This is a genomic window from Anabaena sp. CA = ATCC 33047, assembly GCF_963870205.1.
Lineage (GTDB): Bacteria > Cyanobacteriota > Cyanobacteriia > Cyanobacteriales > Nostocaceae > Trichormus.
This window is the reverse complement of sequence record NZ_CAWMSA010000040.1, coordinates 235739-249428: the sequence shown is the minus strand read 5'-3', so window position 1 is coordinate 249428 and position 13690 is coordinate 235739. Positions and strand designations below refer to the sequence as shown.

10 protein-coding genes are annotated in these 13690 nt (G+C 41.7%); 6 read left to right on the top strand and 4 right to left on the bottom strand.

The annotated features are described in order from the left end of the window. The first annotated feature begins 437 nt into the window (after positions 1 to 437). Entirely contained in the window at positions 438 to 755 is a 318-nt protein-coding gene (locus AACS98_RS10570) for a DUF2605 domain-containing protein (RefSeq protein WP_066379305.1), read from the top strand. A gap of 240 nt (positions 756 to 995) precedes the next feature. Next, positions 996 to 1313: a DUF2973 domain-containing protein gene (locus AACS98_RS10565; protein ID WP_066379303.1), complete on the top strand. Its 318-nt coding sequence runs from the start codon at positions 996 to 998 to the stop codon at positions 1311 to 1313. Between the two features lie 217 nt (positions 1314 to 1530). Here the strand turns inward: AACS98_RS10565 and AACS98_RS10560 are convergent, their stop codons facing one another. Further along, positions 1531 to 3825 (bottom strand): amylo-alpha-1,6-glucosidase, encoded by a 2295-nt coding sequence (locus AACS98_RS10560; protein ID WP_066379300.1) that lies wholly within the window; start codon positions 3823 to 3825, stop codon positions 1531 to 1533. A gap of 788 nt (positions 3826 to 4613) precedes the next feature. Between AACS98_RS10560 and AACS98_RS10555 the strand changes: the two genes are divergently transcribed. The 3 genes from AACS98_RS10555 to trpE all read left to right on the top strand — a co-directional run bounded on the left by AACS98_RS10555 (position 4614) and on the right by trpE (position 8970). Continuing rightward, positions 4614 to 6635, top strand: coding sequence for a DICT sensory domain-containing protein (locus AACS98_RS10555; protein WP_066379298.1), 2022 nt, complete (start codon positions 4614 to 4616; stop codon positions 6633 to 6635). A gap of 235 nt (positions 6636 to 6870) precedes the next feature. Beyond that, the gene (locus AACS98_RS10550) at positions 6871 to 7290 is read left to right on the top strand and encodes a photosystem I reaction center subunit II PsaD (protein ID WP_066379295.1); all 420 of its coding nucleotides are present in this window, start codon (positions 6871 to 6873) and stop codon (positions 7288 to 7290) included. A gap of 165 nt (positions 7291 to 7455) precedes the next feature. Then, positions 7456 to 8970 carry an anthranilate synthase component I gene (gene trpE, locus AACS98_RS10545; RefSeq protein WP_066379619.1) on the top strand — a complete coding sequence of 505 codons (1515 nt, stop codon included), beginning with the start codon at positions 7456 to 7458 and terminating at the stop codon, positions 8968 to 8970. Between the two features lie 302 nt (positions 8971 to 9272). Here the strand turns inward: trpE and AACS98_RS10540 are convergent, their stop codons facing one another. The 3 genes from AACS98_RS10540 to purS form a co-directional block, all read right to left on the bottom strand. After that, the gene (locus tag AACS98_RS10540; protein ID WP_066379292.1) at positions 9273 to 11198 is read right to left on the bottom strand and encodes a hypothetical protein; all 1926 of its coding nucleotides are present in this window, start codon (positions 11196 to 11198) and stop codon (positions 9273 to 9275) included. Positions 11199 to 11702: 504 nt separating this feature from the next. After that, positions 11703 to 12377: a phosphoribosylformylglycinamidine synthase subunit PurQ gene (purQ, locus tag AACS98_RS10535; protein WP_066379290.1), complete on the bottom strand. Its 675-nt coding sequence runs from the start codon at positions 12375 to 12377 to the stop codon at positions 11703 to 11705. Positions 12378 to 12476: 99 nt separating this feature from the next. Continuing rightward, a complete protein-coding gene (gene purS / locus AACS98_RS10530; protein ID WP_066379287.1) occupies positions 12477 to 12755 on the bottom strand; it encodes a phosphoribosylformylglycinamidine synthase subunit PurS in 279 nt (92 codons plus the stop codon). Positions 12756 to 13245: 490 nt separating this feature from the next. Here purS and AACS98_RS10525 point away from each other — a divergent pair, with 490 nt between their 5' ends. Next, positions 13246 to 13650 carry a Fur family transcriptional regulator gene (locus AACS98_RS10525; RefSeq protein ID WP_066379613.1) on the top strand — a complete coding sequence of 135 codons (405 nt, stop codon included), beginning with the start codon at positions 13246 to 13248 and terminating at the stop codon, positions 13648 to 13650. Positions 13651 to 13690 lie beyond the last annotated feature (40 nt).

Genomic DNA, 13690 nt, shown 5'->3' with positions numbered 1-13690 from the left:
TGGCGAAGTGATTGCAAAAGTAATTTATCAATAAATGTTCTGGAAAACCTACCCAAATATAACACGCGGTTATTGCCTTGCTGCGTGCGGTTTCACCTTGAGTAAAGTTTACTCTCATTTCATGAGATTGCTAGCAATTATTACCTGAGCATCTGCGTAATAAACTGAGGTTTTTATACTCATTGTAGATGCAGACATTAGCTATTATCAGTATTTGGCTCTACTGGCAACTACATCTATATATTAGGCTCTGTATGCAGATATACCTCTGAGTTGGGCAATGGATATGAGGACTGTTATACACAATATATGCTACACGCTTGTAGTATGTATGGCGGATTTGAAAGAAATCTTTCTTGGGAGGGAGATTATAATAGTATTAAGAAATGTAAAAGACGTTAATATTATTAAAGAAGTTAAAAGATTCTTTCTAATTTATGCGAGACTCAAATATACCGGACGCTAATCTACTCAAAGCGGTTCTAGAACCGTTGTTAGACGATTTTCAATATTGGTTTACGCGATCGCGTAATTTTCTGGAAACAGAACAACTTTCATTTATGAACGAGCAAGAGCAATTAGACTTGCTTTTGCGGATTCAGCAAGCCCAGGAAGAACTGACTACAGCCAAGATGTTATTTCATGCCACTGACGGACAAGTTGGGATTGATATGGCAACATTAACCCCCTGGCATCAATTAGTCACAGAATGTTGGAAGGTAGCGGCTCACTTTCGCTCTCAACAGGCTAGCTAAGAGTCAGCATGACGATATGCCAGTCACAGCACTCAAAGCAAATCCTTAACAATATTTTTATTAACTAATAATGTATATTATGTTACAATTATCTGAATAGTTGTTGACAAAATTCCCATCATAGATAAAGTCACACAACAAGTGTGTTTTCTATTTATCCTCGCCAATGGTAACAACATTGGCTAAACAAATCTTTACATTCATCAGGTTTGAAATTTGCTATCCCTGGAGGAAAATCCGATGTTACACCTACTCTACATTCTAGCTTTTACAATTCTTGCGGTTATAGCTGTTGCTAACCTAATTCGCAACTTAATTATGTTTAGTTTTGAGCGCGAGCGAAATTATCCAGCTAGAAACGCGCAAATCGGGAATCAGGGAATTTTAGCGAAAAGACAGTTAACACCACATCCAGAATTATTGGATAGCGCAGGTAACATCATCAAAGAGCCTTTGTTGGTAATGCGTTCCATCAACGTTGAAGATGCGCGTCAACAGTTAGATGCTCTGTATGAATCTTCTCCAGGACACAAAAGAGAAAATTCAGAAGAAGCATAAATATTTTACAATTCGTAGCATAAGAATTAATATACACAGCTTTTTCTGTTTTGTGATGGTGAAGCTAGAAATGAATTACATCCCGAACTTGTGAGTAACTTGTTCGGGATTTTTTGCAGCTGATATTCTCCTTACCGAAGATGATGGGCGCAAGCTAACAATGGGGACTAATCTGTGAATATCCCCATTGCGCTTGACTGCATGAGCTATTCTCTGGTTAAGCTTCAATCACTACGCGGAGATTGCCGCGTTTTTTCGCTACACGACAGGCTGTAGTACCACCAGAACGCTCAAATTCCAAATCTAAGACAGTAGTACCGACTTGCAAATTGTGCAATGATAGACGACTGATGGACTCTGGTAAAACAGGGTCGATGATTCGCAAGCAGTTATTAGGCGCATCAGGGACTAAATTAGCAATCATTTGGAGTAGCTGGAAAATGCTACCAGTTGCCCAAGCTTGGGGAGTACAAGCTACAGGATACTGTACAGGAGAGCGATCGCCATTCCGCTCATAACCGCAAAATAATTCTGGGGGACGTTGGTAAGATTGCTGACTCGTCATGTCGAATAAACCTTGGAACAATTCCAAAGCTTGATCAATTAAACCCAGCGATCGCAATCCCATTGCAATCAAAGCATTATCATGAGGCCAAACCGAACCAATGTGATAACCCATTGGGTTGTAAGCTGGTGACAAACTACTCAAAGTCCGAATACCCCAACCATTAAACATATCCGGGGCGCGTAACCTTTCCGCCACACTGTAGGCTTTTTCTGGCGTAAAAATCCCCAAATGCAGACAATGACCGGGGTTAGACGTAATACTATCAACCTGCTTACCGTCACCATCCAAAGCCAAAGCGCAGAAATCTTGCTCTTCTAGCCAAAAATCTCGGTTAAAACGCACCTTGAGTTTTTTAGCTTCTTCTTGCCAGCGTTCAGCTAAGTCAAGGCGTTTCTTAATTTTAGCTATATCCGCCAAGCGCGTCTTTGCCGCATAAACATAAGCTTGGACTTCACTTAAAGCTATGGGGCCGTTGGCTAGTTCTCCCTTCCGGTCTACAATACAGTCGCCAGAATCTTTCCAACCTTGGTTAGCTAGTCCCCGTTGAGATTTGCAATAGTAGGTGAGATAACCAGTAGCTTCCAGATTCCGATCAATCCAGTCCATAGCCGCCAGTGCATTCGGCCAAAGTTGCTCTAGAGTTTCCTGATCATGAGTCCAAGCGTAGTATTCAGCATACAACATCAGCCACAGGGGAGTAGCATCGACAGTGCCGTAGTAGGGTGTATGAGGGATTTCTTGACAGCGAGCCATTTCACCCAAGCGCAACTCGTGTAAAATCTTCCCTGGTTCTTCTTCCCGCCAGTCATCCTCAACCTTACCTTGATATTCTGCCAATAACATCAAGGTTTCTTTGGCAATTTGGGGATTAAGCATCAGGGTTTGAGAAGCTGTAATCAGGGAATCTCGCCCAAACAGTGTAGAAAACCAAGGTACACCCGCCGATACAGTTTTATACTTGCCAATAGACTGACGCAGTAAATACATATCCTGTTCAGCGCGTTCAAGGACACGATTAAACAGGCTTTTATCTGAGCGAATGCTAGTAATTTGTTCTACCCAGTGTTGTTCTTCCATCATCTCAGCTGCTTTAGCCTGTCCTAAAGTCACAGCTGCACTGACATTGGAACTAGAACTGTTGTTAGTCAACAAATTCACTCGATAGCCCAACTTTTGGGTAGCGTGAGAAGGTAACTCTAGCCGCCAAACCGCCGTGTAACCCTTGAAATAGTCTGGTTGACGATACTGAAACTGGATGCGGGATTCCATCACCAAACCATCTAAACCTTGATAGGCGAGGGTTAAAAACTCATTTTTCGGGGCTGAAGGGTGAGTTGATGCCGGAGAAACACCATCAGGATGAAAAGTGGTGACATTTTCAGAGATGGGTTCTACTTGGCGTAAAAGCTTACCCCGTTTTTCGCGGTCATAACCCCGGACTTCAAATAAATCGGCAAAATCGGCATCAAAGCTGATACTGAGTTCAAAACTGACGGTGGTTGTACTGTAATTGGCTACCTCGATTTCTTCAAATAATGCGCCATTGAGTACTATTTCCCGGCGAATCCCCACAGTATCAGCCGTCATGCGTTCATCGATTCTGGGGTTAGTACACAACACTGACAGAGAAAAGCCTTTTTCCGCCGTGCTGCTGAGGAGGACAGGCGATCGCCCGTCGATTTGCAATTCCAGACGACTCAGAAACCGCGTATCACAGCAAAATAAACCCATGCTGGGATTACCGCCATCATGGAGGGAACAACCAGAAATGTTCCCCATTGTGTCTGTCACCAAAAATAGATCATCATCCTTCACCGTCAGCGTTGGCTGAGGTCTTTCACTCACCACACAAGGCCACTCTGGGATAGGTAATTGATCAGCAGGGATAAAGGTTTTTCCATCCAATAAAACTTTTTCCGGGGTTGTCAGTGTATCCGGTGTCATTAGCCAAAATTCCGTGTACAGGTCAAGTCTAAACTTTTGCGATCAGATTCAGCGTCAACAGCCAAACTATGCTAGGACAAATTCACAAGAGCTATTACAGATCGATAAATACTCACTTAGTGCTGGCAGAAAACCAGACATAAAACCCACATCATAAGTTTATAAATTTATCTTGTTTAAATCAGAAGTCAAGCTTGAAAAAGTCGTGCTTTCAGTCGTTTTATCCCAAGAAAAGCCAAAACAGCATTGATAAGTGCTAACACTTACCCAAGATACAACAATATCCAAATTTAGGCAGAACCTAGATTTTTGAGATGAGGGAGTAGGGGGAGTAGGGGAGATTTTTCCCCAAAATTCTTTAATTTTGTAGGTGCAAGCCTTCCCTATGGCGGGGTAAGCCTAGCCGCAAGCTATGGGCGAATTGGGAATTTTGTAGGCGTAAGCCTACCCGCAGGGTATTTTAAATTGATTTCCAATTGGCAAAACTTCCCAATCAATTGCTTGATAAGCAGAGTGTTTGAGAATGTATAGTGGGCTTAGGAGCTTATTTTTTTCAATATCACGATGCCAGCAAATGGATTAAGAAAAACTGCGGTGAACACTAAAGTGGCTATAACGTGCCTAGACATAGGACACGTTTAAGCGTAAACCACAAATACATTGCCGACAGTGTTGTTTAAAATTATTTACATTTCGCAACTTTCTATTTAACTTGAGAGAACGTTGTAATTTGTAAAATGCAGATGTGACGTGGATATATTTCAGATTGGGCTTATTTAAAGATATTCATGAGCATTTCAACTTCTGTGCTGAGTGATCTGCTACAGTCCCTACCTTACCTGCGACCCCAGCTATACTTTAAGGCTTCATTAACAGCCCTATCCCACGCAATGGAAGATCAGGTTTTGGCTGCGACTTTAGATCAGCCCTTAGTAATTGCTAGTTTTCAACGAGAGAGATTCTATCGCCAAGAAGCTCACCGTTATCAGCGTTTATCTCAACGCAGTAACCAAATATACGTATTAGCTGCGCCAGAAACTGATTTTAGCAATAGCTCAGGATACTATGAAAAGGTGGCGTTTGAACCGGAAGATGCTTTAAGCCAAGAGTGGCATTTGGTAGTAATTGCTGATAATTATGCTACTTGCTTAGTGTGTCGGGAAAGTCTGGGTTCAATCACTAAGAATCAGCAAGTGCCTGACTGGTTTCCTCATTTAGAGATGGACACGGGGAGGCGATTTGAGGGAATTTGGACATCAGAACGGGGAGTCAGTATCAAAGCAGCCCAATTGCTCTTAGACAGGATTTTGGTTTACAGACCAGAGTTAGCAAGCAAAGTTGAGCGCGTGTGTCAGCGATTTGGTATTGGTGATCGTAACAGTAACAAATCTACAAGTATTATTGCTGAATATGCTTGTGATATTGATACAGACCCCTTTGTCCAACGTTTAGTTACTTACCTACAAGCTAGTCAGTATAAATTACATAAAGCTTACCGTTCTATCGCTGCCCAAGCACGAAAGGAACGTTTAGTCAACTCTATTAGTACCGCAATTCGGCGATCGCTTGACCCGCATCAAGTATTACAAATCGCGGCGCAAGAACTAGGGCAACACCTGGGGGCGAGTCGTTGCTTAATTTACCGCGCTCAAGCCTCGGATGCCCAAGCTACGATTGAGCATGAGTTTTTGATGCCTGGGGTAGTGTCCATTTACGGGGAAACCTGGGAGTTAAAGAACAATAGCCTATTTCAAGAAGTGGTAGAACAAGGTGAAGGTGTTTGTGTCAGTGATACGGTAAATGATTTTCGCGTCACCAGTTCCCCAACACTGTCCTTGATTGTGAAAAAATTTGGCGTGCGTTCTTGGTTGATCGAACCAGTATTATTTCAGGGGCGACTGTTAGGGATTGTCGAGTTACACTACTGCACTGTACCGCCGCATCAATGGCAACAAGGAGAATTGGATTTAGTAGAAGCGATCACTACCCAAATTGGAGCCGCTTTAATCCAAGCTGAAGCCTATGCTAACTTAGAAGTCCTCAACCAGCAACTAGAAGCCCTAGACCGCACCCGCAGCAACCTGATCGCTATCACCGGACATGAACTTCGCACACCTTTATCAACAATTCAAGTGTGTCTAGAAAGTCTCGCCACTGAGCCAGATATGCCCTTAGAATTACGTCAGGTAATGCTGCATACGGCTCTAGATGACTCGGAACGGATGCGAAAACTCGTACAGGATTTCTTGACTCTTTCTAACCTAGAAAGTGGTCGCGTAGAATGGCATCCAGAAACTTTGACTTTACAAGAATGTGTAGATTTAGCACTCAGTCGCCTGAAAACCCGTACCACAACTGAAAAACCACCGCATATTATCGCAGAAATCGCCGAAAATTTACCTTTGATTAAAGCTGATGGTGATTGGTTAGTAGAAGTATTAGCAAAACTGATAGATAATGCTTGTAAATTTACCCCCAACCAAGGGTTAATTACCATCAATGCCAATCACAATGGCGATCGCATGGTAGAAGTGACAGTAGCTGATACCGGGCGCGGGATTGAACCTAATCGTCTAGAAGTCGTCTTTGACCGTTTCTACCAAGAAGAGGGGGCTTTGCGGCGAACTGCTGGCGGTACAGGGCTAGGTTTGGCGATTTGCCGCCAAATCGTCAACGGTTGGGGCGGGAAAATTTGGGCAGAATCAAGCGGTAAAGATCAAGGTAGTCAGTTTCATTTCACCGTTCCCATTGTTCAGGGTAGCCAAGAGGACAGTCGCTCTAAGGTTAAGAAACGGGGGAGTAGAGAGTAGGGGAAGCAGGGGAAGCAGGGGAAGCAGGGGAGATTTTTCCCAAAAAACTCTGGAATTTTGAATTTTGAATTTTGTAGGCTTGCCTTCCCGTAGGGTATTTTGAATTGATTTGTCCCCAATCCCTATTCAAAAATCAAAATTGACGAACAACTGTTACAGACTGTGACGCGATCGCAATATCATGTTGATGACGGTGTTAGGATGCCCTAAAAACAAAAAGTTGAGAGAATACCCTATGGCAGAAACACTTTCTGGACAAACTCCACTATTTGCGGGCAGCACAGGCGGCTTGCTCTCCAAAGCACAAGTAGAGGAAAAATACGCGATCACCTGGACTAGCCCCAAGCAGCAAGTTTTTGAACTGCCCACCGGCGGTGCAGCTACTATGCTGGAAGGCCAAAACCTCCTATACTTGGCTCGGAAAGAATATGGTATTGCTCTAGGCGGTCAACTCCGGAAATTCAAAATCACAGACTATAAAATTTACCGGATTCTGCCCAGTGGCGAAACTACCTTTATTCACCCTGCTGATGGCGTATTCCCAGAAAAAGTCAATGCTGGCCGTGAAAAAGTCCGTCACGTTCCCCGCAGCATTGGGGAAAATCCCAACCCTGCACAACTGAAATTCTCTGGTAAAGCTACCTACGATGCGTAGTAACTAGGGACTAGGGACTGGAGACTGGGGACTAAGAAGCAGCAGAGGGACTTGAGGCGCACAGGAGAATATTATCCTATATGCCCAATTTCCCATGCCCATTACCCAATCCCCAGTACCCAGTCCCCAACCCCCAATCCCCAATCTCCAATTCCCAATTTGCCGATGATATTCCCCGATTTTTCCGAATTCTCTCAACTAGCTACACAAGGTAATTTTGTGCCAGTGTATCAGGAATGGGTCGCAGACCTAGATACGCCTGTTTCTGCTTGGTACAAAGTTTGTGCCGGACAACCTTATAGCTTTTTGCTGGAATCGGTGGAAGGTGGGGAAAAAATTGGGCGTTACAGTTTGGTGGGTTGTGATCCGCTTTGGATTTTAGAAGCTAGGGGTGACTCTACCACCCAGACACACCGCGACGGTTCACAAGTTAAATTTACAGGAGATCCGTTTACAGCTTTAGCTTACTGTCTTGCTCCTTTTGAGCCGGTGAAATTACCCCAATTACCCCCAGGCATCGGGGGATTATTCGGATTTTGGGGTTATGAGTTGATTCGCTGGATTGAGCCGCGTGTCCCTGTACATCCACAAGATGAGCGCAACATTCCTGATGGTTTGTGGATGCAGGTAGACCACTTATTGATTTTTGACCAAGTAAAGCGGAAAATTTGGGCGATCGCCTATGCTGATTTACGTGATCCGACAGTCGATATCAAGGCAGCATATCAACAAGCTTGCGATCGCGTCACCCAAATGGTGAGTAAACTATCTTTGCCCCTATCACCAGAAAAAACTATCTTGGCATGGACACCCCCAAGTAGTAACAATATTGGGGAAGCACCACAATATAGCAGCAACTTCACCCGTTCCGAATTTTGCGCTAACGTCGAAAAAGCTAAAGAATACATCAAAGCTGGGGATATTTTTCAAGTCGTGATTTCCCAGCGACTGTCTACACAATACACAGGTGATCCATTCTCGCTGTATCGTTCCCTGCGTCAAATTAATCCTTCGCCTTACATGGCGTATTTTCACTTCCAAGATTGGCAAATTATCGGCTCTAGTCCCGAAGTCATGGTCAAAGCAGAACGGGATGCAGATGATGAGATAATAGCTACAGTTCGTCCAATTGCGGGAACACGTCCACGGGGTAAAACTACCAAGGAAGATTTAGCCTTAGCCGCAGATTTATTAGCAGATCCCAAGGAAATTGCGGAACACGTGATGTTAGTAGATTTAGGGCGGAATGATTTAGGGCGTGTTTGTGAAAGTGGTAGCGTTAAAGTTGATGAATTAATGGTAGTTGAACGCTATTCTCATGTGATGCACATTGTCAGCAATGTGGTAGGGAAATTAGCTCTAAAGAAAACTGCTTGGGATTTATTAAAGGCTTGTTTTCCGGCGGGTACGGTTAGCGGTGCGCCGAAAATTCGGGCGATGGAGATTATTAATGAGTTGGAACCGAGTCGTCGGGGTGTGTATTCTGGGGTATATGGATATTATGATTTTGAAGGTCAATTAAATAGTGCGATCGCTATTCGTACTATGGTTGTTAAAGATAATACGGTGACTGTGCAAGCTGGCGCGGGTTTGGTGGCTGACTCTGAGCCTGAGAAGGAATATGAGGAAACTTTAAATAAGGCTAGAGGTTTGCTTGTGGCGATTCGTTGTTTACAGTAAATGTGCTGTGTTAGCGGGTTTCTTTTTTTAACGCAGAGGAGCGCGGAGGTAAACGCAAAGGAACGCTGAGGTTTTTTGAGGGTGGTTTGTTTGGTGTTATGAAGTAGGGATGTTGCGGAGTTTGGTGGGTTTTAGCCATGCAAATATTTCTGTAACAGGCAATTAAATTTATCTATTCTCATGACAAACTCTTTAAACTCTCTGCGTCTGTGCGCCTCTGCATGATAAAAATAGTCCGACAACTATACAAAGCGATTTTTCTAATTCCAACCCTACCTAAATCCCTTAATTCATACAAAAAACTAACGATGTGCATTTACATAACGCATCTCAAACCGACTCTGTTCCCACAATGGTAATAAAGCCTGTTTGGCAGCATTTAACTGAGATTGTGAAAATCTAATTCTACCATGTTCAATAATCCAGATAAAAATCCTAGTCATTAAATCTGCTTTGAAACTTTCCTCATACTGATAATTATTTATCCTACCGACTTGAGCATCTAAATAAGACAAAGCGTCTTTAAAATTCCATTTATAAAAATTACTATTCATTCTATCTTTTGTGTTACCTACCTCCATTAACGACAAGTTGCGGATAATATAATCTATACCTGCTATCGCTGAGTCAGTATTTCGCACTAAGTTTGTGATTGCTTGGTAATATTCTCTCAGCAAAAAACTAGGAATATTCTCAACATAATTCTGTAACCATGTTTGTATATCTTGCAAATAAGGTATTAGTTCTCTAATATCATGAATTTCTGCAATGGGTGTGCGGTCATTATCATAATCTGCTATATTCTTCTTTAATTCTGCTGCTGATAGTTGATATTTTTGGGAGTAGTAATCAATTACTTTGGGAATAAAACTGTTTAATAACCACTCTTTTGTATATTTAGCTGTCCAAGTTCCCCGTCTTCCTATATCTTGCTTCCATGAATTAATTTCACCTGTTTCTAGTGATTGTAGGTGAATTTCATTGATTTCATAAACAATATTAATGATGCCGTTGGGTAATAAAGATAAATAATTAACTGGACAAGGTAAAATAAACGCATGATCACGAATTCCTCGACTCACACGAATAGACATTTCTTCTTGTTGAAATAAATGCCATTCTGTTTTACCTTGTATATAATTAAATTCATTAGCAAAATTGTGCATTAATCGCCAGAGTTTGGCATCTACAGAAAACAGATGAAATCCCCGAATTCCTAAAAATTCTACAAATTCAAAATCCCAGGTTTCTAAACTATTCTCACATTCGATAATTGATTGTTTGTATTCTTGACACACCACATCAAGACACAAGCATAAATCTAGTGTTTCGACATCAGATAAAATGACTGTGGTTTGTCCTAAAGAAATTTCAAACGCGTTACTATCTATTTGTTTGATAAATCTCCGACATCCCCACTCAGGACGAGTGTTTAAACCTGTGATTAATTGTCCTAAAATATCCTGATGATTTAATTGAATTTTTAAGCCTCTGAGAATTACACCACTGAATTGAATTTGACAATTCCCTTCTTTAAAAGCTTTGGGAAGATTACACTCGATAACTACTTTTGGTTTTGCTACAATTAAGCGATCGCCTTCTCGCACAATTTCCGGTTTAAAATCAGTTCTATCTACAATCTCTTGTAAATCATACCGTCGTAAATGTTTTTCAATCAGATTATACTGTGAATATCTCAAAAGATTAACTGTATCTTTATCAATAGTTTTAATAGTATAAAAGTTAAATTCATTATAAAATTCTAAAGCTGTTGAATTAAGTTTCAATGAATAAACATTTTTATCATATATACATTCTTCTTTATGATATTTAAAATACTTAAAAATTTTGATTTGATGCCCGTTAGTAATTACAAATAATAAGGGTTTAAGATAAGTGCTATGAAATATCGCTTGTTCTATAGCTGATTGAAAGTTATTGGCTTTCGATTCTAAAAATACAACAATAATCAAAGATGTTTCAGCATTTTGTTGAGCTACATCATCATGAGCAAAATAAATTTTGACATCTTCTAGCTTTTTCTCTTGATTTGGCTGATTGTCACTATTTAAGTTATATTTACTAACACAACATTTATCTGGATAAGATAAATAACGAAATAACGGGATAACAAAATTTTTTTCTACATCCTCTTTGTTATGTAAACACCGATAATCAAAAGTTTGTATCCATTGTATAAACTCTTTACTTGCATCAGTGGTTGACATTTGTTAATCCACCTGCTTGGATAAAATAATTGTTTATATGCTTGATCTACTTAGCAATTTATCAAGTCAGTGTGGATGCCATAGTGCATGATAAATACTGTACAAAATTTGACAGATAATATACAACTCCACCAGATGTTATGCTGTTTGAATCTGAGCCAATTCAAATTATTTATTCACTAAAATTAGTAACTATTCAGACGGAATTAATTAAGTTTAATAAAATTCAAATAAATTTAATTAAATTTTGATGTTACCGAAGAAATGGGTTTGAGGTTCCCCGTCCTTCTAGGACGGCTTTCTGATAGAATAGCAGAAGCAGGCAGGGCATTGTCTGTTGGGCGAGGCGATATAAGACGGGCAAAGCCTGCAATCGCTGGTTGAACCTAGAATATCCGCCCTTCTAGGGTGGGGAGTATGTCAACAGTCACCTGAAAGATAACGTCATAAAGGCACAGTCTGACTGTGCCTTGATGTTGTTTAACTGGGATGGGAAGGTGAAGATTACACCAACGCCGCCACCTGTTCTAATAAACCTTTGAATAAAGTCAAGCCATCACTACCGCCAAGCATAGAATCAGCTGCTCTTTCTGGGTGTGGCATCATACCTACAACATTACCTTGACGATTGCAAATCCCAGCAATGTTGTTTAATGAACCGTTGGGATTGTCTCCAGCATAACGCAACACCACTTGCCCATGCTCTTCAATTTCAGATAAAGTTGCTTGATCAGCGTAAAATCTTCCTTCACCGTGGGCAATGGGTAAGGTGATAATTTCACCAGTGGTGTAAGCTTGAGTCCAAGGACTACTTGTATTCTCAACTTTTAAAGGTACGCGATCGCAGATAAAATGCAAATCCCGATTTCTTGTCAATATCCCCGGCAAAAGTCCGGCTTCAGTTAACACCTGGAAACCGTTACAAATACCCAAGACTAACTTACCCTTCTGTGCATGGCTAACTACCTGCTGCATCACCGGCGAAAACCGCGCGATCGCACCACAGCGTAAATAATCGCCGTAACTAAATCCCCCTGGTACAATAATCGCATCTAAGTCATCGATATCCGTGTCTTGATGCCAAACCATGCGCGTGGGTTGCCCTAGTATGTCTCTGGTGACATAAGCCACATCGCGATCGCAATTAGAACCTGGAAAAACTACTACACCAAATTTCATGATTAGTCCATAGTCAATAGTCAATGGGGATTGGAAGGGATGGGATTTTTCCCCTTCGCTTCCTCTGCTCCCTTGCCTCTCATCTCCCCCTACTTGCCCTTAAAACACTCCCGTTTGGGTTTCGACTTCAATCAAATCAAAACGGTAATTTTCGATCACAGGATTAGCTAACATTTGATCGCAGATGCGTTCCATGTCTTGACGCGCTTTACTCCCATCAGATGAGGTAATCGTTAATTCAATGTACTTACCAATCCGCACATTTTCTACGTTGCCGTATCCCATTTGCTTTAGACCAGATTGTACAGCCACACCAGCCGGATCTAAGACTGAAGGACGAAGAGTTACAAAAATTTTGGCTAAATACTTGCTTTGCACGGGCTTTTTTTGAATACTGCGATCGCTATACTTTGACGACTCACCGCCCTAAAAGTTCGGTGATTCTTGGGCTGATCACTGCCTCCACTAGCAATGCTAATCTTGGTCTTACACGATCATGTCTAGCTCGACTACACCCTTTAGGGGCAAGCCTCTTGACGAGCTACTCCCACAAGCGTTAATTTGGACGCGCCCCGCCCTATTTGATTTTTTCTGTCCTTACAGTACGGAGTAGGACGTTTTCCCTGTTTCCTCTCTTCCCTGCGGGACGCTACGCGAACGAGACGCTTCGCGAACATCGTTCTCACGGTCAGCGACCTAAATAATATTTTACCAAAAAGCAGTCGTAGAATGACGGGGTTTTAGACCTTTTTTTCGATAACTTTCTGCCCCAACTAAGTAAAAATAAGATTATGGAACAGTTAGTGTTGATTGATTGAGTTAGCCAGTATCACAGTTCCAACTACAGTGGCAAATTATCAAAATGTCTATGAGAGCCATCCGCACCCGCAGCCAAGAGCGAATTTTAAACCTGCTGCAAACCGTCAAACAAGGTATTTCCGCCCAGGATATTTACGTGGAACTACGTAATCGTAATCAAAGTATGGGTTTAGCTACGGTTTATCGCTCCTTGGAAGCCTTAAAGCTCGAAGGTTTGGTACAAGTACGTACTTTGTCTAACGGGGAAGCGTTGTATAGTCTAGTACACCAAGACAAACATCATCTTACTTGCTTGCAATGTGGTGCGTCAATTCCCATTCATCAATGCCCTGTGCATGATTTAGAAGCGCAACTACAAGCCACCCACAAATTTAAAATTTTTTACCACACCCTAGAGTTTTTCGGCTTGTGTGGTAAATGTCAAATGAATCATGCAAGTGATATTAGTTCATAGTCAAAAGTCAAAAGTCCACCACTCAAAGTAAAAATACTTC

What these genes read in the sequence shown, in the direction of transcription:
- AACS98_RS10570 (WP_066379305.1), top strand. Translation starts at nt 438, where the DNA reads ATGCGAGACTCAAATATACCGGACGCTAATCTACTCAAAGCGGTTCTA.
- AACS98_RS10565 (WP_066379303.1), top strand. Translation starts at nt 996, where the DNA reads ATGTTACACCTACTCTACATTCTAGCTTTTACAATTCTTGCGGTTATA.
- AACS98_RS10560 (WP_066379300.1), bottom strand. Translation starts at nt 3,825, where the DNA reads ATGACACCGGATACACTGACAACCCCGGAAAAAGTTTTATTGGATGGA.
- AACS98_RS10555 (WP_066379298.1), top strand. Translation starts at nt 4,614, where the DNA reads ATGAGCATTTCAACTTCTGTGCTGAGTGATCTGCTACAGTCCCTACCT.
- AACS98_RS10550 (WP_066379295.1), top strand. Translation starts at nt 6,871, where the DNA reads ATGGCAGAAACACTTTCTGGACAAACTCCACTATTTGCGGGCAGCACA.
- trpE (WP_066379619.1), top strand. Translation starts at nt 7,456, where the DNA reads ATGATATTCCCCGATTTTTCCGAATTCTCTCAACTAGCTACACAAGGT.
- AACS98_RS10540 (WP_066379292.1), bottom strand. Translation starts at nt 11,198, where the DNA reads ATGTCAACCACTGATGCAAGTAAAGAGTTTATACAATGGATACAAACT.
- purQ (WP_066379290.1), bottom strand. Translation starts at nt 12,377, where the DNA reads ATGAAATTTGGTGTAGTAGTTTTTCCAGGTTCTAATTGCGATCGCGAT.
- AACS98_RS10525 (WP_066379613.1), top strand. Translation starts at nt 13,246, where the DNA reads ATGAGAGCCATCCGCACCCGCAGCCAAGAGCGAATTTTAAACCTGCTG.